At 50.2% G+C, this 19,426-nt stretch carries 19 protein-coding genes and 1 riboswitch; of the genes, 11 read left to right on the plus strand and 8 right to left on the minus strand.

Annotated elements, in window-relative coordinates; genetic code table 11:
* Window positions 1-10 precede the first annotated feature (10 nt).
* Window positions 11-496: a fasciclin domain-containing protein gene (locus tag BCF53_RS03105; protein ID WP_132699797.1), complete on the plus strand. Its 486-nt coding sequence runs from the start codon at window positions 11-13 to the stop codon at window positions 494-496.
* 42 nt (window positions 497-538) lie between these two features.
* On the opposite strand, the gene BCF53_RS03110 is transcribed toward BCF53_RS03105, so the two are convergent.
* Entirely contained in the window at window positions 539-1,021 is a 483-nt protein-coding gene (locus BCF53_RS03110; RefSeq protein ID WP_132699799.1) for a LabA-like NYN domain-containing protein, read from the minus strand.
* Between the two features lie 101 nt (window positions 1,022-1,122).
* Complete coding sequence (locus BCF53_RS03115; protein WP_132699801.1) at window positions 1,123-2,043, minus strand: dienelactone hydrolase family protein; 921 nt, start codon at window positions 2,041-2,043, stop codon at window positions 1,123-1,125.
* 321 nt (window positions 2,044-2,364) lie between these two features.
* Between BCF53_RS03115 and BCF53_RS03120 the strand changes: the two genes are divergently transcribed.
* From BCF53_RS03120 to BCF53_RS03150, 7 genes are all read left to right on the plus strand, one after another.
* Window positions 2,365-2,868, plus strand: coding sequence for an RNA methyltransferase (locus tag BCF53_RS03120; RefSeq protein WP_132699803.1), 504 nt, complete (start codon window positions 2,365-2,367; stop codon window positions 2,866-2,868).
* Between the two features lie 465 nt (window positions 2,869-3,333).
* Window positions 3,334-3,543 (plus strand): cold-shock protein, encoded by a 210-nt coding sequence (locus BCF53_RS03125; protein ID WP_132699805.1) that lies wholly within the window; start codon window positions 3,334-3,336, stop codon window positions 3,541-3,543.
* 308 nt (window positions 3,544-3,851) lie between these two features.
* Window positions 3,852-4,020: riboswitch (cobalamin riboswitch) on the plus strand.
* A gap of 96 nt (window positions 4,021-4,116) precedes the next feature.
* The gene (nrdD, locus tag BCF53_RS03130) at window positions 4,117-6,243 is read left to right on the plus strand and encodes an anaerobic ribonucleoside-triphosphate reductase (RefSeq protein ID WP_132699807.1); all 2,127 of its coding nucleotides are present in this window, start codon (window positions 4,117-4,119) and stop codon (window positions 6,241-6,243) included.
* Between the two features lies 1 nt (window position 6,244).
* On the plus strand, window positions 6,245-6,730 hold the full coding sequence (nrdG, locus tag BCF53_RS03135; protein ID WP_132699809.1) for an anaerobic ribonucleoside-triphosphate reductase-activating protein: 486 nt from the start codon (window positions 6,245-6,247) through the stop codon (window positions 6,728-6,730).
* A gap of 79 nt (window positions 6,731-6,809) precedes the next feature.
* Window positions 6,810-8,024, plus strand: coding sequence for a glycosyltransferase (locus BCF53_RS03140; protein ID WP_132699811.1), 1,215 nt, complete (start codon window positions 6,810-6,812; stop codon window positions 8,022-8,024).
* A 316-nt stretch (window positions 8,025-8,340) separates the two neighbouring features.
* The gene (locus BCF53_RS03145; RefSeq protein ID WP_132699813.1) at window positions 8,341-8,535 is read left to right on the plus strand and encodes a hypothetical protein; all 195 of its coding nucleotides are present in this window, start codon (window positions 8,341-8,343) and stop codon (window positions 8,533-8,535) included.
* Between the two features lie 56 nt (window positions 8,536-8,591).
* On the plus strand, window positions 8,592-9,416 hold the full coding sequence (locus tag BCF53_RS03150; protein WP_132699815.1) for a putative RNA methyltransferase: 825 nt from the start codon (window positions 8,592-8,594) through the stop codon (window positions 9,414-9,416).
* Window positions 9,417-9,423: 7 nt separating this feature from the next.
* Here BCF53_RS03150 and BCF53_RS03155 read toward each other — a convergent pair whose 3' ends face one another.
* The gene (locus BCF53_RS03155) at window positions 9,424-9,966 is read right to left on the minus strand and encodes a helix-turn-helix domain-containing protein (RefSeq protein WP_132699816.1); all 543 of its coding nucleotides are present in this window, start codon (window positions 9,964-9,966) and stop codon (window positions 9,424-9,426) included.
* A 180-nt stretch (window positions 9,967-10,146) separates the two neighbouring features.
* Window positions 10,147-10,914, minus strand: coding sequence for an HTH-type transcriptional regulator UlaR (gene ulaR / locus BCF53_RS03160; RefSeq protein WP_132699817.1), 768 nt, complete (start codon window positions 10,912-10,914; stop codon window positions 10,147-10,149).
* Between the two features lie 229 nt (window positions 10,915-11,143).
* Here ulaR and BCF53_RS03165 point away from each other — a divergent pair, with 229 nt between their 5' ends.
* The 3 genes from BCF53_RS03165 to ptsP all read left to right on the plus strand — a co-directional run bounded on the left by BCF53_RS03165 (window position 11,144) and on the right by ptsP (window position 15,792).
* The gene (locus BCF53_RS03165; RefSeq protein ID WP_132699818.1) at window positions 11,144-11,635 is read left to right on the plus strand and encodes a PTS sugar transporter subunit IIA; all 492 of its coding nucleotides are present in this window, start codon (window positions 11,144-11,146) and stop codon (window positions 11,633-11,635) included.
* Between the two features lie 15 nt (window positions 11,636-11,650).
* Window positions 11,651-13,045, plus strand: coding sequence for a PTS mannitol transporter subunit IIBC (locus BCF53_RS03170; RefSeq protein WP_132699819.1), 1,395 nt, complete (start codon window positions 11,651-11,653; stop codon window positions 13,043-13,045).
* A 236-nt stretch (window positions 13,046-13,281) separates the two neighbouring features.
* On the plus strand, window positions 13,282-15,792 hold the full coding sequence (gene ptsP, locus BCF53_RS03175; protein WP_243645760.1) for a phosphoenolpyruvate--protein phosphotransferase: 2,511 nt from the start codon (window positions 13,282-13,284) through the stop codon (window positions 15,790-15,792).
* 184 nt (window positions 15,793-15,976) lie between these two features.
* On the opposite strand, the gene BCF53_RS03180 is transcribed toward ptsP, so the two are convergent.
* From BCF53_RS03180 to BCF53_RS03195, 4 genes are all read right to left on the minus strand, one after another.
* Window positions 15,977-16,465 carry a hypothetical protein gene (locus BCF53_RS03180; RefSeq protein ID WP_132699821.1) on the minus strand — a complete coding sequence of 163 codons (489 nt, stop codon included), beginning with the start codon at window positions 16,463-16,465 and terminating at the stop codon, window positions 15,977-15,979.
* A gap of 198 nt (window positions 16,466-16,663) precedes the next feature.
* Window positions 16,664-17,965 carry a guanine deaminase gene (guaD, locus tag BCF53_RS03185; RefSeq protein WP_132699822.1) on the minus strand — a complete coding sequence of 434 codons (1,302 nt, stop codon included), beginning with the start codon at window positions 17,963-17,965 and terminating at the stop codon, window positions 16,664-16,666.
* Window positions 17,966-18,106: 141 nt separating this feature from the next.
* The gene (locus BCF53_RS03190; protein WP_243645761.1) at window positions 18,107-18,436 is read right to left on the minus strand and encodes a hypothetical protein; all 330 of its coding nucleotides are present in this window, start codon (window positions 18,434-18,436) and stop codon (window positions 18,107-18,109) included.
* A gap of 29 nt (window positions 18,437-18,465) precedes the next feature.
* A complete protein-coding gene (locus BCF53_RS03195; RefSeq protein ID WP_132699823.1) occupies window positions 18,466-19,239 on the minus strand; it encodes a substrate-binding periplasmic protein in 774 nt (257 codons plus the stop codon).
* Window positions 19,240-19,426: the final 187 nt, after the last annotated feature.

A 19,426-nucleotide genomic window follows, 5' to 3' on the forward strand; every position in this document is an offset into this window, starting at 1 on the left:
GGAAATAACAATGCTTAAAAAACTACTGGTGATTTGCCTTGCCACCTTCGCGACCCTGGCTTTTGCTCATAACCACAAGGCAGGAGAAAAAGACATTGTCGACACGGCCGTTGAAGCAGGTTCGTTCAACACTCTGGTTGCTGCTGTGCAGGCTGCCGGGCTGGTTGAAACACTCAAGGGAGAAGGCCCTTTTACCGTTTTCGCGCCAACCGATGAAGCCTTTGCCAAGCTGCCGGCCGGTACCGTTGAAAGCCTGTTGATGCCGGAAAACAAAGATCAACTGGTCGCCATACTAACCTACCATGTGGTCCCGGGCGCAGTGAAAGCCGCCGATGTTGTCGGGCTCAGCAGCGCTAAAACCGTTCAGGGCCAAAGCGTTAAAATTAAAACCTATGGCGGTGCGGTCATGATTGATGAAGCTAAAGTTGTTGCCACCGACATCATGGCCACCAATGGCATTATTCACGTTATCGACACCGTAATTCTGCCGGAATAGCCCTCCAACCTGCAGCCACAACCCCGGCCGATTTCGCCGGGGCTATTTCGTCTTTAGCAATAAGCTGTCATCAATACTCTTAAAGACTGAGGCCGAGTCGATCAGTGCCTTAGCGGTCAGTTTAGGCACGCCATAGACCTCAAAGCCTTTGTTGAATGACCGTCGAATCTTATCGCCTAAGATGGCGAAATCGCCATCACCGGAAACAAGCACCACAACATCGCTCTTTGCTGCTGCATCGAGCGCATCAATAGTAATACCAACATCCCAATCGCCCTTGGCACTGCCATCGGCACGCTGAATAAAGGGCTTCAGTTTCACTTCGAAGCCGATGGCCCGAAGTATGTTCTGAAACTGCCGCTGCTTTTCATCGCCACGTTCAACGGCATAGGCATAAGCATTGACGACCTGACGGTTTTCAGTGACATCGGCCCAAAACCGGTTGTAGTCGAAGTTACGGCCATAGGCATGACGCGTCGTGTAGTAGACGTTTTGCACATCCACCAGAATTGAAATTTTTTCCATTAACTCAGCCGGCCGATATTCATTTGCAGCGAGTGTACGTGTTTTATGCAGGCATTAAAAAGGGGGCTAAGCCCCCTCAGTTTTCAGACGCCGCTGATTTGTTACAGATACAGCTGGTAAAACGCCAGTGTACGCGACCAGGCCAGTTCCGCCTGCTCTTCGTTATAGCGACCGGTTGAGTCGTTGTGGAAGCCATGGTTCACGCCAGCATAAATATGCTTGGTGTAGTCAGCATCAATGCTTTTCAGCGTAGCTTCATAATCTTCAATAGAGGCATTCACCCGCTGATCCAGCTCGGCATACTGCAGCAATAGCGGCGCAGTAATGTTCTTCTGCAGTTCGGCAGCCGCTGGCGTTCCATAAAAAGGCACACCGGCGTCCAGATCATCACCCAGCGTCGCAGCCAGCATGTTGACGACATAGCCGCCGAAACAGAAGCCCACAGCGCCCAGTTTACCGTTGCTCATCTTGTGATTCTTCAGATACATGGCAGCGGCAATGAAATCTTCTTCAATCTTTGCGCGGTCCATAGAGCTCTGCATGGCACGGCCCTGATCGTCATTACCCGGGTAACCACCCAGCGGGTAGAGCGCATCCGGTGCAAATGCAATATAGCCGGCTTTAGCCAAACGACGGGCAACGTCTTCAATGTATGGGTTCAGTCCACGGTTTTCATGTACAACCAGAACCACCGATGCGGTGTCTGTAACCTTGGTTGGTACGACCAGGTAACCACGACCTTCGCCATGACCTTTTGGCGACGGGAAGGTTTCATAGGTAGCCTTGATCTCTTCATCATTGAACGACACCTGCTCAGCCAGGGCATAGTTTGGCAGCAGTGCCGATGTCAGGGTGCCCATGGTCAAACCAACAGCCGTCAGTGTGGATAAGCGGGCCAGAAAGGTCCGGCGATCAATCAGGCCGTGCGCATATTCGTCATACCAGTCGAATGCTTCCTGCGGAATAGCCCGGGCGGAAGTAGCTGCGTTTTGCGTCTGTTGGGTAGTCTCTTGGTGATGCATCAGTGAATCCTCACTCTCAGTAACCGGTTAGATTTATTGATACTGCTTGTCGTGCGACTCTCAACGCACGCTTCAATGCTTATAAATGCTTATTTGGTTTCAGTACTGCTTAGGCCCGTTTAAAGGCACAACGAGTCACAGACCTCACGTTAGTAGAAAAGTTTCTGTTCAAGAAGCGAATAGTGCTCAAATCTGCACCAGATACGACTAAAGAAAGATGCATTAATGCCCTTTCATGCGCTTAGGCCCGTCCTTCTATAACAGCCTGCGATGGATATAATTCCGGTTATAATCTACGAACATTTTAAAAAGCCGGATCACATGCAAGAAGAATTCGCCTGTATAGGCCTGACCAACCCAAAAAGTGCCTCTAACCTCGGCTCAGTGCTGCGGGCCGCCGGTTGCTTTGGTGCCGATGAAGTCTGGTACCACGGTAACCGCATTGAATATGCGAAGAAGTATGCAACCGATACCCAGCTTGCGGCAGAACGTGTCGCACTGGTTAAGGTTGAAAGCTTTATTGAACAGAAGCCGATTGATGTAAAGCTGGTATGCGTTGAGCTGACCGTCGGCGCAACACCACTGGCCGAGTTCACTCACCCGGAAAAGGCGCTGTATGTTTTTGGCCCGGAAGACGGCAGCATCAGTCAGGAGGTGGTTTCAAAGGCCGATGCCGTTGTCTACATTCCCACCCACGATTGCCTTAATCTGGCGGCCACCGCCAACATCGTTTTATATGATCGGGCAACCAAGAGAAATCTGGTCAGCCGGAGTGACGAACAGATCATCGACAGCCGCGACCGCAACAATGTCACTAAAATTTAATGAAAAAGGCGGGTTTTAGAAGCAAAAGACGATTGAGATCAATAAATCAGCCTTCATGCACTAAAATGCGCCACAAATCACACCGCAAACCAATAAGGTTTATTATTTTTAAACTTTTCCTGCAAAAATACGAAACCAAGCATTAAATAACGCCACCATGCTCGCCACAGGCTGAGCTTATAAAAATGAAAAGTTGACTATTGGGTGAAATTTTGCCGCAACATTGCAGTTCTTAAGCAGTTTTATTCTTGAGGCGCTGTTTTTAATTCATTTTTTGCATAAACGACATATTGACGTTCAAATGACAAAACACCTATAGTCTTCAACTAGCTGGAAGGTTAGCCCTTATTCACGTCATTTCGAAGCCGGTTTTTTTGAGCTCCGACCTGTTGTTTATAAGTAGCAGCACGTTTAGCTACAACGCTCTTAGAGCACATTTAAATTTAAGAAAGATAGGAAAAAACTATGTCGGAAGCAGTCACTGGGACAGTTAAATGGTTCAACGAAACTAAAGGTTTTGGTTTCATCGAACAGGAAAACGGCCCTGATGTATTCGCTCACTTCAGTGCCATTGCTGGCTCAGGTTTCAAGACTCTTGCAGAAGGTCAAAAAGTTCGCTTTAACATCACTGCTGGTCAAAAAGGCCCTCAAGCTGAAAACATCGAGAAAATCTAAGTCTTTGCAGCGCTAGCTGATCCAGACTAAAGATCTCGAAGATTGAAAGCCCGGTATATCTACTGATAAATCCAGTAGAAACAGCCCGGGCTTTTTAGTGCTTGAAAGTTTTGTTTTGCTCACTACAATGGCCGGCCGTTCACCGCACGGAGACCGGGCTCTTTACCTCATCATTCATTTCTCAGAACTTGTTCAAAGTTGACCTCAGTCATATCAACCACCCCTTTTAAAAACATCTAAAACACAACATATTGATGTTTAACTCAACACATACCACCATATATGCATCAGCGCCCAGAACGGCACAGGTATCAATTTGTTTTTATAGCCCTGTAGGGAATTTCGTTTAAGCGAAAGCTGCCCCCGCAACTGTAATCAGGAAGCAACCCGTCGTTATCCACTGACATCCAATGTTGGGAAGGTGACGGTATGCGAAGTACTGGAAGCCAGGAGACCTGCTGATACAACCCTTAATTCAAACTGGACGGGGAGTTCCGGTGCGGCTTCGCAGGCTGATTAATGCCTGCCATTTTTGCGCGCCTCCCGTCAGCATCATTCGGGAGGAATGATCCCATGCAATCTGTTATCAAACGCGACGGCCAAAAGGTCGAATTTAACCTGCACCGCATTGAAACTGCGGTTTCCAGAGCCATGGACTCGGTCGCCAATGCAGATGCAGCGCTGCTGACACACCTGTGCACAGAGATTGAAATCAAACTGAGCAAAAAGCCGGCACTGGATATTCAGGAAATTCAGCGCACCGTTGAAGAGACGCTGATTGAGCATCAGCTCACCGATGTTGCCCGAGCCTACATCTCTTACCGGAAATCACGGGATATTGAACGCGAACGCCGCTCCAGCCTGAATGAAGAGATTAAAAGCCTGCTCATGCAGTCAAACGATGACCTGCTGAACGAAAACGCCAACAAAGATGCCAATGTCATCCCAACCCAGCGAGACCTTCTGGCCGGTATCGTTGCCCGGCACTATGCCAAGGCTCATATCCTGTCGGAACAGATCGTAACCGCCCATGAAAGCGGCGCTATTCACTACCACGATCTCGATTACGCCCCCTTCTTCCCCATGTTCAACTGCATGCTGGTCGACCTGAAGGGCATGCTGTGCAACGGCTTTAAGATGGGTAACGCTGAAATCGCCTCGCCCAAGTCGATTATGACGGCAACCAATGTAACCGCGCAGATCATCGCTCAGGTTGCCAGCCACATTTACGGCGGCACCACGATTGACCGTATTGATGAGGTGCTTGAACCTTATGTCACGCTTTCCTATGAAAAGCACCTGGCGATGGCCGGGCAATGGAATATCCCGGACCAGGAGGGCTATGCCCACGCGCAGATAGAACGCGAATGTTACGATGCCTTCCAGGCGCTTGAATACGAGGTAAACACCCTGCACACCTCCAACGGTCAAACGCCTTTCGTGACCTTTGGCTTCGGTCTGGGTAAGTCCTGGCAGGCCAAACTGATTCAGCAATCGATCCTGAATGTCCGCATCGATGGCCTGGGTAAAAACAAAAAGACCGCCGTTTTTCCTAAACTGGTCTTTGCCATCAAAAAAGGCATCAACCAACAGCCAGAAGACCCGAACTACGACATCAAACAGCTGGCTCTGGAATGTGCCAGTCAGCGCATGTACCCGGATATTCTTAACTACGACCAGGTTGTGGAAAAAACCGGTTCATTCAAAACGCCGATGGGCTGCCGCAGTTTCCTGGGTAAGTACGAACACGAGGGCACCGAGCTGCATGCCGGACGCAACAATCTGGGCGTGGTCAGCCTGAACCTGCCGCGCATTGCACTGCAGGCGAACGGAAACGTTGAGCTGTTCTTTGAGCAGCTTCAGCAACAGCTGCTGATCTGCAAAGAAGCACTGATGAGCCGAATTGAGCGGCTGCAGAAAGTTAAGGCGAAGATTGCACCGATTCTCTATATGGAAGGGGCTTGCGGGGTCCGCCTGAAAGCGGAAGACAATATCTCTGAGCTGTTTAAGAACGGCCGCGCCTCCATTTCACTCGGCTACATCGGCATTCACGAAACCATCAATGCACTCTTTGGTGATGACGCCCATCTGTTTGATGACCCGCAACGCCAGCAGGTTGCCGTAGAGATCGTGAAAACCCTGAAGGCGGCCGTAGACCTTTGGACACAACAGACCGGCTACGGCTTCAGCCTGTACAGTACGCCGAGCGAAAACCTGTGCACCCGCTTCTGCAAGATAGACCAGAAGGAATTCGGCTCTATTAAAGGCGTGACCGATAAGGGCTACTACACCAACTCATTTCACCTGGATGTGGAGAAGAAGGTTAACCCGTACGACAAAATCGATTTTGAACAACCCTACCCGGCAATCGCCAGCGGTGGTTTCATCTGTTACGGCGAATACCCGAACATGCGCCACAACCTAAAGGCGCTGGAGGATATCTGGGATTACAGCTACAACCGAGTTCCGTATTACGGCACCAATACGCCGATCGACGAATGCTACAGCTGCGGCTACCAGGGTGAGTTTGACTGCACTAGCAAGGGCTTCAGCTGCCCAAGCTGTGGCAACAAGGAAAACGATAAAATGTCCGTCACCCGCCGGGTCTGCGGCTATCTCGGCTCTCCGAACGCCCGCCCGTTCAACGCCGGCAAGCAGGAAGAGGTGATTCGGCGAGTGAAACACCTGGAAAACAGCTGATATGAATTACCACGCCTATCATTCTCTGGATGTGGTCAACGGTGAGGGTACGCGCTGTACCCTTTTCGTTTCCGGCTGTGAGCACAAATGCAAAGGCTGCTACAACGCCAGCACCTGGTCGCTAATGAACGGTCACCCGTTCACCCGAGCGCTGGAAGATCAGATCATTCGGGATTTAAGCGACACCCGCATTAAACGGCAGGGACTGTCACTCTCCGGCGGCGACCCTCTGCACCCAGCCAACCTGACTGCCGTGTTGCAACTGGTTCAGCGGGTTCGCGCAGAGTGCCCGGGCAAAGACATATGGTGCTGGACAGGCTATAAGCTTGCCAGCCTCACTGAACAACAGCAGCACGTTGTTCAGTACATTGATGTGCTCATCGACGGTAAATTCATTGAGGCTCAAAAACAGCCCAACCTGGCCTGGCGCGGCAGCAGCAATCAGCAGATCCACTACCTCAGCCAAACAGAACGGGCCCTGGCCTGAGCCGCGCGCAACCTTTAACGCATGTTCAGCCCGCTCTTTCTGTGTTAAAAACTCTGCTTTAAGCTGATAGCCCCCCCCCATGAAAGCACTGCTCATAGCCAAAAACTGGCCGGAACCCAACTCGACCGCCGCGGGCAGACGAACCCTCTGCCTGCTCAGGTTGCTGGCAGAGATGGACTATGACATTCATGTAGCCAGCGCGGCAGAAAAGACGCCTTTTCAGGCATCGCTGGCGCAGCTTGGTTATACCGAAACCGCGATCGCGGTGAACGACAGCCGGTTCGATGCCTATATCAGCAAGCTAAAGCCGACGCTCGTCATCTATGACCGGTTTGTCATGGAAGAGCAGTTTGGCTGGCGGGTTAAAAAGGCGGTTCCTGAAGCCATGACACTGCTGGATACCAGCGATCTGCACTGCCTGCGAGTAGCAAGAGAAAAAGCCTTAAAAGGTGGCGGGCCGATGGATCTGTTCAGCGAGGAAGCGATCCGCGAAATCACCAGCCTATTGCGATGCGATCTGACACTGATGATCTCCAGGGTCGAAATGGAGATTCTCCAAAGCCAGTTTTCGATCGCACCTCAGCTACTGCACTTCCTGCCGTTTTTGGTCAACGATGAAGACTATCATCCGGGGCGCAGCTTCCATGAACGAAGACACCTGATCATGCTGGGCGGCTTCAAGCATGCCCCCAACCGGGATGCCGCCCTATGGCTCAAACAAAGCTTATGGCCGCACATCAGGAAACAATTGCCTGCCGACACAGAACTGCATATCTATGGCGGTTATGCCGATCACGCCATCAACCAGCTCCACAACCCGAGCGACAGATTCTTTATTAAGGGGCGAGCAGAATGCGCATTAACAACGATCAGCCGCTACCGGGTGAACCTGGCACCGCTGCGCTTCGGTGCCGGCCAGAAAGGAAAAATTCTGGAAGGCTGGCTGACCGGCACACCAACGCTGACCTCACCCATTGGTGCCGAGAGCATGGCAAGCTCACACGAGCTGCACTACCAGCCTACCGACAACCCCGAACAGTTTGCGCAACTGACCGCACAAGCCTACAGCAACGAACACTTCTGGCAGCAACTGCAGCAGGCCGGGTTCGATCTGTTAACAAGCCAATATCAGTACAAGAGCTTCGCCAGCGGCTTTCATTCAAAATTAAATGCCATCCGCCACAATTTGACTGAGCACCGGCACCAGAATTTCTTCGGCAGACTGCTCTGGCAGAATCAATTTCGGGCGAGCGAATTTATGAGCCGCTGGATCGAACAAAAAAACGCCAAATAAGCCAACCCGCAAAGCGCCAGAGAAGCCGTATCGATCACTATTTGATCAACGACCTCCATAGAGAACCCTATTTTGTCTGCCAATACTTTGACGAAATCGTCAATTATTTTAGACAAATATCACAATTATGAGCGCTATTACCACCCTAAGTGAGAAGTGATTCGCATTTTTTTGGACCACCGATTATCCTCACTGCTCACCTGTCAGGCCACTTGTCATTCTTTGGAACCTTCGTCATATGTTTATTCAAGGTCTTTCCGACTGGGAGAAACGTCGGTTAGCATTAGTCCTAAAGGAGAGAGGACACACCGCATTTATGGTGATCAAACACGCCACTGCCGCCATACTCAGCTACAAGCGCGGCACACCGATCAATACCGTCGACCAGCAATATCTTGATTTGGTCGATGCAACCATTGAGGAGCTGTACGGCTATAAAAGAGTACCAAAACAGCTGTATTACGCGCCTCCAGAGGCCATTGCACACATAGCCGGAGAGCGCCTTAAATAAAACAAACCATTCGGGCTGTGGCATAATCCGCGCATTCAACCTATGACGGAAACACGATGAATCACAGTCTGTATGCCTGCCCTGTTTGTGGCGAACCATTAGCCCTCAATCAGAACAGCTGGCTATGCACCAACAATCATAGTTTCGACAAGCATAAGAAGGGTTATGTGAACCTGCTGCTCAGCACTAACAAGCGCAGCAAGTCGCCCGGCGATGATGCGCAGATGATCGAGAGCAGGCGGCGATTCCTTGAGGGCGGACACTATCAGCTGCTGGCAAACCACCTGTCCAACCTGATTAAAAACCATCTTAAACCTGGCTCAGCACTGCTCGATGCCGGTTGCGGTGAGGGTTATTACACCAATCTGCTTGCCGTGAACAATCCGGATATTCACTGCTACGGCCTGGATATCTCCAAGCCAGCCATTGCCGCCGCCAGCAAATATAAGGCTATTCAATGGTGTGTCGCCTCAACCACCCGGGCGCCTTATCAGGCCGATCAGTTCGATGCCATCATTAGTGTGTTTTCGCGCATCGACAACGACGGCTTTCATCGCCTGCTGAGAGAAAAGGGGCTGGTAGCTATCGCTGCACCCGATTCAGATCATCTGCAGGCGCTGCGTAATGTGCTGTACGAAGAGGTTAGACCCTACGATGTCAGCAAGCACCACAGTTACCTGGATGAGCGCTTTGAACTCATCAATGAAAGCAGAATAGAAGCGGAATTGAAGCTCACCAGCCAACAGGCAATCCAGGACTTATTGGGCATGACCCCGCACGCACACAAATTGAGCAACGAAGCCCGGCAACGAATAGACAGACTGAGTGAACTCACAGATAAAGCCTGCTTTAAGGTTTACCTGTTCAGAAAACAGAGCTGATCGTAATTTAATGACAGCAGCGGACTACCACCATCTTCGCTGCGACCTGCCCTTCATTGCGGAAAAAGTGCTCTTCGGTAGAGCTGAAATAGAAGCCGTGGTACTGATCCAGGATGTCCGTTTTCTCACCCACGGTAAGAACCAGCTGACCTTCTAACAGGTATCCGGCTTTATCGCCCAACTCCACCAGAGCCTTTACGCTCCGCTCTGCACCCGGCGGGAAGGTTTCAACGGTGAAATCCAGTTGCCGGTTAGGAAAGAACTGGCCCAGCATTTTTCGGTGCACCTGAGAAGAAGAGACATCTTTAAAGTCTGATTCGGTATACGCAGCCTGCGGCTTAAATACAGCATCTTCTTCAACTTCAAAAAAGGAAAGCAGCGACATCGACATGCCGGAAAGAATCTTTTCCAGGGAGCTGATACTGGGGCTTACGTTATTTTTTTCGATCATGGAAATGGTCGAGTTAGTCACCCCCACTCGTTTAGCCAGTTCTCGCTGAGAGAGCCCCGACTTGACCCGCAACTCCTTAAGTCTGGTACCTACGTTCACTGGCAGTTCCTTTTCCAATCGATGAAGGCGGCCAGTATAGGTTTCATTTTGGGGCACACAACTGCAAACAGTGCGCGATGGATTTAATTTACACCAAATTAACCAATCGCTGTTTTTTCGCTCACGTTTGAGAAACTGCAGATCAGACGGCTGCAGCAGCCGCCTTATAGAAGAAAAACCTCAGACCAGATAGACCGCTACGTTTTTACGGCGAAGCAGATCAATCATCTCCGGATCGGCATCTTTACCGGTAACCACCACATCCAACTCGTCAAGACTGAACATAGAGATACCACCAAATACACCAACCTTATCGGAATCGACCAGTGCTATGACCTTATCGGCATATTCAAGCATCTTCTTTTCCTGCATAAAGGCCAGCAGCGCAGACTTGGTTAAACCGGCATCGGTCAGGCCATCACCGGTAACAAACAGATAACGCCCCTGATAGCCCACCTGATTTTCCGGTGACATCAACAGGTTCTGACTTTTTATGTACTGACCGCCAAGCACCACCAGATGCGGAAAATCTTCCGAGATCAGATAGGTCAGCAGCGGCAGGTAGTTTGAGTAGACATGAATATTTTTGCCCAGCAGGTATTTACCCATCAGGAAGGTAGTCTGGCCTTCACCGATAAATATGTTGTCCTTATCTTCACAAAGCTCGACAGCACACTTTGCTATCCTGTCGTTTTCCTCATAGTTGTTAAAATCGGATATATTTGGGTAGAACCCCTGAAAACCGGGTGCTTCAGAGGTGCTGGGGGAGAGTATTTTCTCGGCACCATTGCGAATTTTCTTCAACTTACCCAGTTGATCGAGCTCCTGTATATCCCGGCGTACTGTCGCAGGCGAACATCCCAGGTGTTCCACAATCTGCTGTACAGTTGCGATAGGATGGTCCTGTAAAAAGTCCAAGAGACTCTTTTGCCTTGCTCGCGGATTCAACGAAATCCTCCTTTAGAAAAAGCCCAATAGTGATCACCTTTGATCAAGCAAAAAATACTACCATATTTAATCTGGAATGATGATTAATTTTGACTTAACCTGATCACCAAAACCCGCAGAAAACATTAAAACAGCGAAATTTCACTCATTTGATTCTAAGCCTGAACGACGATTTTGACCTCTTTTAAGGAGCTTCTATACTGTTCGACAGGTTGTACGAGGTACCAAGATGGACAACACTCTAATAACAAAAGAAACGATCTTGCTCAATCTTGACGCCACATCAAAAACAGATGCCATTCACAAAATGTGCGGACATCTGTTTATGGTGAAGAAAACGCAAAATCCTTCCATGTTATTCTCGGACATCACTAAAAGAGAGGCTGAGGTTAGTACCTTCGCAGGTTCAAAAACCGCTATTCCTCATACTATTAGTGAACATATAGACGAGCCCGTCTTATGTTTTGCCCGTGTCAGGAGTGAAGACTTTACCTGGGATGGAAATGACGAAGATGTTCGTTTCATTTTCTTACTCTCTGCACCTGCCAAGGATGATTTACGTCAGTTGAGGCAAAGCCAATCTTACGTATTTTCGTCCGTCGCTCAGCTTATTAGCCGTTCCGAAACGCTCGAACTTTGGGACAAAGCTGAATCTGAGCAAGTGATACTTGATAGCTTAAATGAAGAATTCAAAGCCAATCTAAATACAAAAACAAATTAATTGGGAGACATTCATATGTCTGGCAACAACATGAAAGTAGGTGTCCAAACCCTTGGACGATTCCTGAGCGGCATGGTAATGCCGAACATCGGCGCATTCATCGCGTGGGGTCTTATCACAGCCCTGTTCATTCCAACGGGATGGACGCCAAATGAAAACCTGTCTGTACTTGTAGGCCCGATGATCATCAACTTGTTACCACTATTGATCGGTTATACCGGTGGTAAAATGGTTGGTGGTGACCGCGGTGCAGTTGCCGGTGCAGTTACTACTATGGGTGTTATCTTAGCAGCGGACATTCCTATGTTCTTAGGTGCTATGATTGCCGGCCCATTTGGCGGGTACTGCATCAAGAAGTTTGATGAAGCGGTACACGGCAAGATTAAGCCTGGTTTTGAGATGCTGGTTAACAACTTCTCTCTGGGTATTATCGCTGCCATCACTGCGGTTATCGCACTGAAAGCAATCGGTCCTGTTGTTTCTGGTCTGACTACTGCGCTGGGTTCAGGTGTAGGTGCAATCGTTGAAGCTAAGCTTCTGCCATTGGTATCTATCCTGGTTGAGCCAGCGAAGATTCTGTTCCTGAACAACGCGATCAACCACGGCGTATTCACACCATTAGGTGCTGAACAGTCTGCTGCTGTTGGCGGCTCTATCTTCTACCTGATCGAAACCAACCCTGGTCCAGGTTTGGGTGTACTGCTTGCGTACATGTTCGTTGGTAAAGGTACGGCTTCCAAGTCTGCATCTGCGGCTTCTATCATTCACTTCTTCGGTGGTATCCATGAGATTTACTTCCCATATATCCTGATGAAGCCTGTACTGGTTGTTGCTGTAATCGCAGGTGGTATGACTGGCGTAACGGTTAACATGATCACTGGCAATATGCTGGTAGCTCCTCCATCACCAGGTTCTGTATTCGCCCTGGCGATCATGTCTACTAAAGGTATTGGTCTGGTTCTGACTCTGGCTTCTATCGCCGCTGCTGCTGCAGTTTCCTTCCTGGTTGCTGCTATCTTCATTCGCAGAAGTGCTGGCGCAGATGAAGCTGAGCTGGAAGCAGCTCAAGCATCTATCGCTGCTAACAAAGCTCAGGCGAAAGGCGCTGCTGCCGCAGCTCCTGCACAACTGAGCGCAGGTAGCGTTAAGAAAATCGTTGTAGCTTGCGACGCGGGCATGGGCTCTTCAGCAATGGGTGCCACTGTTCTGCGTAACAAAGTACAAGATGCCGGTCTGGACATTGAAGTAATCAACCAGGCCATTAACGATCTGACTGATGCTGATATTGTTATCACTCAGGCAGAATTGTCTGCACGTGCTAAAGCTAAGCTGCCTTCAGCTCAACACCTGAGCATTGGCAACTTCATGGATGCCGGTTTCTATGACGACCTGGTTTCCAAACTGGTTTAAGCACTAGTTAGCGACAATTAAGAGCTTCGGGCCTATTCGAGTACGGCCCGGGCTCTATCACAAACCTCCCCCATTGTTTAAACGTGATAAGGCATTTCCCCATGTCCTTTTTTAAAAATATTTTGACTGGCAAAAAGCCTGTCGCACAAAAAAAACCAGAAGCACCAAAACCACAGCAGCCTAAGCCCGCTGCGACTCCCGCTGCCCCTGCAGCACCTAGTGCTTCGTCAATTAACTTGAGCGCAAAAAACATCCTTACCCAACAGGCGGCTGCCGATAAATCGGCCGTATTGAAATTAATCGCCGATAAAATGCTGGAGCTGGGCTACGTCAGCGCAGACTACACCGAAGCATTGGTTGGTCGGGAAAAGAAAGTAAGTACCTATTTGATTAACGGCGTCGCTATTCCACACGGAACAGTTGAAGCTAAACACCTTGTTCAGAAAACCGGTCTTGTCATTGTGCAGGTTCCAAAAGGTGTACTATGGAGCGATAAAGGCGAAGTCGTTAAGTTTGCTGTGGGTATCGCGGCAAGCGGCCAGGAACACTTGGCAATCCTCCAGAAATTAACCACCGTTGTCATGGACGAAGCACTGGCCAAAAAGCTGTGTGAAACCGCGACAGTCGATGAAATTGTTGCCGTACTGAGCAACAAAAAAGCCGCAGCTAAAACCGAAGCGGCAACAGACCTGAACGTGAAAAAGACAGCTAAAATTGTCGACCCTTCAGGTATGCACGCCCGCCCTGCCAGCATCATTTCTGAAACATCGGCTGAGTATAAGGGTACAGACGTGCGTCTGCGTAATGGCGACCGCATGGCCAACGCTAAATCCATGGCAGACCTGCTGACCATGGGTGCCGTTTTAGGTGATGAAATCGTCGTATCCGCGAAAGGCCCTGATGCAGAAGCGGTTGTTGTTCGCTTGGTTGATATGATCAACGCCGGCCTGGACAACGATGCCGAAGACGGTAACGACAACGCAAACTACAACCCACTGGAAGCACTACCTGCAATCGATGCACCGAACGGCCGCATTGTTAAGCAGGGTTCTGCAGCTTCACCGGGTATTGCGATGGCCCCTGCTTACATCCTGAAAGCAGCTGAAGCGCCAACAAACAGCAAACCAGAGAACATTGCAGCAGAAGTCACTGTTCTGGAAAACGCAATTAAAAAGGCTGAAACCCAGTTAACTGAGCTTCAGCAGGAAATGGAACAGTCTGCACCAAACGAAGCGGCAATCTTCAAAGCACAGAAGCAGCTTCTGGGCGATGAAACTATTATTGACGCCGTTGTTGCCAAAATTAATGCCGGCAACAATGCTGCCTGGTCTTTCCATACCGTACTGGAAACCAAGGCCAACGAACTGCTGGCCGTCGAAGATGAGCGCATTAAGGCACGTGCTGCCGACATGCAGGACGTTTCCGCACGCATGGTACGCGTTCTGTTGAATCAGCCTGAAGACAGCGGCTTCCCAACAGAAGACGAATTCATCCTGATTGCACGCGAACTGACGCCTTCACAAACAGCTCACCTGGGCGAACTGCCTGTTAAGGCTATCTGTACTGAGATCGGCGGACCGAACAGCCACATGGCTATTCTGGCACGAGCGCTGGGTATTCCGGCAATCGTTGGTGCCGGCGATGGCTTAACCAGCACAGTGAATGAAAAAGAACTGGTCGTTGTCGACCCACAAGGCCCTGCATTTGTAGCCGGCCCGGATGAAGCGACTCAGAAAAAAGCGACTCAGGCGATCGAAAACTGGAAACAAATCCAGGATGTTGAAAACGCCGCTAAGCACGAAGATGCGAAAACCACAGACGGCCACGAAGTGGATGTTGTCTGTAACATCGCGACTCCGGGTGATGCACCGAGCGTACTGGAAAACGGTGGCGAAGGTGTCGGCCTGCTGCGTACCGAGTTCCTGTTTGAAGCGTCCTCTGTAGAGCCTACCGTTCAGGAACAAACAGACGCACTGATCGAGATTGTTAAGGTATTGGGTTCACGCCAGCTGGTCGTACGTACGGCCGATATCGGTGGCGACAAGCCGGTATCATGGCTGTCTATGCCGGAAGAAGATAACCCGTTCCTGGGTATTCGCGGTATTCGCCTGTCGTTCCGCAACCTGGGCATGTTCCGCAACCAGCTGGAAGCGATTTACCGCACAGCGATGTGGCAGAAAGAACAGGGTGTTGAGTCTGGCATTCACATCATGTTCCCAATGATCGCCAAGGTTTCTGAATGGCGTCAGGCGCGCGATATGGCCGAAGAGATTCGAGCTAAGCTGGGCGCACCTAAGCTGAAGCTGGGCATCATGATTGAGGTTCCATCTGCGGCCATTCAGGCAGACCACTTTGCACCGGAAGTCGACTTCTTCTCGATCGGTTCAAACGACATGACCCAATACGTTCTGGCGATGGACCGTCTGCACCCAGAGCTGGCTGCAGAAGCCGACAGCTACAACCCGGCACTGCTGCGCTTAATTGCCATGACAGTGAAAGCCGCAGACAAACACGGCAAGTGGGTTGGCGTATGCGGCAACATGGCCGCTGATCCGGATCTGGCAAGTATTCTTGTTGGCTTGGGTGTCAAAGAGCTGTCTATTGCAGCAGCCAACGTACCGGCTGTTAAGCTTCTGATCCGCTCGGTTTCTTTCGCGAAACTGAAAGCCAAGGCTCAAAAAGCCCTGACTCTGGAAAACTCAGAAGACATCAAAGAACTTTATAAGGATCGTTCAGATCTGATGTAAGCCCAATCGCACCCGGCACTTCCAAGGCTGTCGGGTGCACCCTTCCCCTTTTCCCCAGCAATTCACCTGAACCCAGCATCGCAACGGATTCAAAAGTTCATACTCGAGTTATTACAGACGCGCCGGAAGATATGTCAGACAGCCTCTCCCGTTAACAGGCGCAAAGCATGTTTCGGCTTTAGGGTTATCTGAGAACGGAAGGTTCCATGAAATTTGAAGGCAAGCCCAAGTCGGGGCAGTTTGAAATTTTGGTGGCGTTGGCAAGGCCGGCTTCAAAGCCTTTGAAACCCCTGCGGTTCAGTACTTTGACAGCACTGGTAATGTTTTTGCTGTAGCCCAGACCAATCAGCGGGATCATGATGTTATCGAACGGTTCGGAAAATATACGGTAATTCATGTCTGTCCGGTTATCGAGGCGAATACCGGCACGCAAGCCCTGTTCATACCACTCATCGATCGCATCTATCCAGATCTCGTAGCATTCAAAGTTAAAGCCTTCACCGCGCGAGGTATCAATCAACAGCCCAAACTCATCCTGATCAACCCTATTGATTAGCTGACGGATACCCCTCAGGCAAGCCAGGGAACCTTCTGCGTTCCATGTGCCGGAGGCCATATAAATAATGAGTTGACCATCCTGGTAGAGGGTGAAATTTCCTTGAATTGAATTCACGCTGTGGGTAATTCCTTCTAAATGTGCGATTCCGAATTGTGCAGAAGAATACCAGCTAAAACCTGAATGTAAAAAAATGAACACTCCGTCTGCTGTATTTTGCCAACAAGTCAGCAAAACCAGACCAGAGAGTCAAAGCGCCGGCAGCCATTGTATCCTTTTGTGCCGGGCTTCGCGGGATATGACTTTTAATTGACGTTAAATGCTGTGCACCAGCTGGCCAAATGAGTAGGTCTGGAAGATGCAGCGGTCATCTCCGAGCATCATCAGTGCAAACAGCTTTTCATGCAGCGAGTTGCTGTTCTGCAAACGCAGCTGCATGAGTGGCGTTGCCTCGGGGTCGAGCACAACCAGGTCGGCCTCGCAGCCGGGCTCAAGCTGGCCAATAACGCCTTCCAGATCCAGTGCCCGTGCACCCGCCAGAGTGCTTAGATACAGGCCTTCAAAAGCGGTCAGCCGGTTGCCCTGTAATTGTTGCACCTTGTAAGCCTCGTTAAAGGTTTGCAGCATGGAAAAACTGGTGCCGGCGCCGATGTCCGTGCCCATGGCAACCTGAACGCCACGGCTGTGCAGCTCTTTGAGCCTGAACAGGCCAGAGCCAATAAACAGGTTGGAGGTTGGGCAGTGGGCGATCGCCGTTTCCGTACGGCACAGACAGTCTATTTCACGGTCATTCAGGTGAATGCCATGAGCCAAAACACTGCGCTTACGCAGCAAGCCGGCATCTTCATAAACACCGACATAATCCTGCGAGTTTGGGTACAGCTCTTTCACCCACTCACACTCTGCAACGTTTTCAGAGGTATGAGTGTGCATGTAAACATCGGGGTATTCCTGCAACAGCTTCTGGCAGGCATTAAGTTGCTCTGGTGTCGAGGTGGGCGCGAAACGGGGTGTCACCGCATAAGATAAACGGTCAACACCGTGCCACTTTTCAATCAGCGCTTTGGTTTCCTGATAGCCCTGCTCAGCGGTATCCTGCAATTCATCAGGGCAATTACGATCCATCATCACCTTACCGGCGATCATGCGTAAGCCTCTGGCCTGTGCCGATTCAAAGAAGGCCTCAACAGATTGCGGATGCACCGTACCAAACACCAGTGCGGTCGTTGTGCCGTTGCGCAGCAGCTCGTTCAGAAAGATCTCTGAAACCTGTTTGGCGTGGTCATAATCGGCAAACTTCATTTCAGTCGGGAAGGCATATTCCTTTAACCAGGTGAGCAGTTGCTCACCGTAAGCTGCAATCATTTCTGTCTGCGGCAAGTGGATATGCGTATCGATAAAACCGGGAACGATAATCTTGTTTTCGTATTCCTTGACGGTGGCCGAGCTTCCATAGCGCGCCAGCATGTCAGCTTTAGTGCCGCGATCGACAATCTTGCCGCCCTCAATGACCAGCGCACCCTCAGCCTGAAAGCGCACAGAGTCTTCACCAAACCGCAATGGATCGTCGGTTAGATCCAACAGGTCGGCACACAAAATTAACTTATTTGATTGCATAAGGAATTATCTGACTCCGTTAACAGGCATTGGTCATGCAGAACTTAATTTGACTGAAAATTGCAGCAAAGATTGGCGGGCCATTCCTGACCGATCGAACAGGAAACAGAGACTATAGCAAGCCACTGTTAATCTCAAGGCTCACCTGGAGAAGTAATCCTTCATCCAGCCGTACAATGCAGATTCAGTTACTTCCGTTAAGGGTATCACCTTAAACTCGTCGGACGGGTCCTCATTACGCAGGGTGTACTGAAGCCGAACCGCATCGGGCAAACCGTCATGCAATACCAACAGAATGCGCCGGTCTGTCACCAGACAGTCAATGGTCATGGCATCGGCAGGAATACCGGCGGTTCTCATCCCTCTGTTGACGCCAATGATGGGGTTAATGTCTTTGAAATCGCTCTGGATTTGGGCGTGCGCTGCGGATGCTCTGTCCGAAAGCAGCTCTAAGGATTGTTCGCCAATCACGTCAATGTCCTGTACTGAATGGGTGGTGGTTAATGAAGCTGCTCAAACGCACGGTAGCGATCAGCCATAACCTCATTGTGGATACGCTCTATTACACCCTCTTCCTCCAGGCGTGTCATCACCCGAGTTATCGCCAGTGCCAGTTCAATCTGTGATTCATGCAAGTAGTGGTAGAGATAGCCGGTTTCCACCGGCGGTTCCAGAAATACAATATCCGTCAATGGCAGCCTCTCATTTACCCCTTCGAGCACCATGTTATTTAAGGTCAGCAGGAATACATCTCTGGGGCCAACAGCCACATCAATTCGCCCATGCAACAGCTGTAAAATCAGTTGATCTGCTTCGGCTACGAAACTCCTGTTGTAGCCTTCCGTGTGCATCTGTACGGTTTTTATGCCCAGTTGAACACCAATGGTATACGGAGCGAGATCTTCCCAGCTGGCGACAACGATATCTTCACGGCTGCGATGCGCCAGAACAACGATTTCGCCGGCGCCGACCGCAACCGGTATTCTTATCAGCCTTTTAAAGTCGCGCTCAATTCTGTCGCCACGGAACAATTCACCGTCAACCTGGCCTTCATTGGCCATATAGAGTGAACGGGCAGGAGGCAATTTAACCGCATCAACACGGTAGCCAAGCTCACCATAGGCAAGCGTCAGCACCCTGACAGCGACTTCGCGTACCGGGTGGTCGTTCGGTGCACTGAGCCGAACAACCTTTTCAGCCGTGGTGCCCGGCTCAGCCTGCACTGCAGCCATCAACATACAGCTGACAATAACGATATTTGCTAACCAGCTCATAATCAGCCTACGACACAATAAACTCTGACAATTCGCTTACCGGAAGTCTTTTCCAGGCAAGCGGCGCTGTTCTTAATCATAGTTCAATTCGGCTTTGGTGCAGCCCCGCTGCGGAGAGGCTTGAGTTCCTCCCATATTTTGCAACTGTTTATAAGATACAAAATGTAAACAGATCATCTATAATAAT

The sequence above is a fragment of the Reinekea marinisedimentorum genome (genome assembly GCF_004341165.1).
GTDB lineage: Bacteria > Pseudomonadota > Gammaproteobacteria > Pseudomonadales > Natronospirillaceae > Reinekea > Reinekea marinisedimentorum.

Bases quoted from the DNA above. Each gene is read 5' to 3' on its own strand.
- BCF53_RS03105 (WP_132699797.1), top strand. From the start codon at position 11: ATGCTTAAAAAACTACTGGTGATTTGCCTTGCCACCTTCGCGACCCTG.
- BCF53_RS03110 (WP_132699799.1), bottom strand. From the start codon at position 1,021: ATGGAAAAAATTTCAATTCTGGTGGATGTGCAAAACGTCTACTACACG.
- BCF53_RS03115 (WP_132699801.1), bottom strand. From the start codon at position 2,043: ATGCATCACCAAGAGACTACCCAACAGACGCAAAACGCAGCTACTTCC.
- BCF53_RS03120 (WP_132699803.1), top strand. From the start codon at position 2,365: ATGCAAGAAGAATTCGCCTGTATAGGCCTGACCAACCCAAAAAGTGCC.
- BCF53_RS03125 (WP_132699805.1), top strand. From the start codon at position 3,334: ATGTCGGAAGCAGTCACTGGGACAGTTAAATGGTTCAACGAAACTAAA.
- nrdD (WP_132699807.1), top strand. From the start codon at position 4,117: ATGCAATCTGTTATCAAACGCGACGGCCAAAAGGTCGAATTTAACCTG.
- nrdG (WP_132699809.1), top strand. From the start codon at position 6,245: ATGAATTACCACGCCTATCATTCTCTGGATGTGGTCAACGGTGAGGGT.
- BCF53_RS03140 (WP_132699811.1), top strand. From the start codon at position 6,810: ATGAAAGCACTGCTCATAGCCAAAAACTGGCCGGAACCCAACTCGACC.
- BCF53_RS03145 (WP_132699813.1), top strand. From the start codon at position 8,341: ATGGTGATCAAACACGCCACTGCCGCCATACTCAGCTACAAGCGCGGC.
- BCF53_RS03150 (WP_132699815.1), top strand. From the start codon at position 8,592: ATGAATCACAGTCTGTATGCCTGCCCTGTTTGTGGCGAACCATTAGCC.
- BCF53_RS03165 (WP_132699818.1), top strand. From the start codon at position 11,144: ATGGACAACACTCTAATAACAAAAGAAACGATCTTGCTCAATCTTGAC.
- BCF53_RS03170 (WP_132699819.1), top strand. From the start codon at position 11,651: ATGTCTGGCAACAACATGAAAGTAGGTGTCCAAACCCTTGGACGATTC.
- guaD (WP_132699822.1), bottom strand. From the start codon at position 17,965: ATGCAATCAAATAAGTTAATTTTGTGTGCCGACCTGTTGGATCTAACC.
- BCF53_RS03195 (WP_132699823.1), bottom strand. From the start codon at position 19,239: ATGAGCTGGTTAGCAAATATCGTTATTGTCAGCTGTATGTTGATGGCT.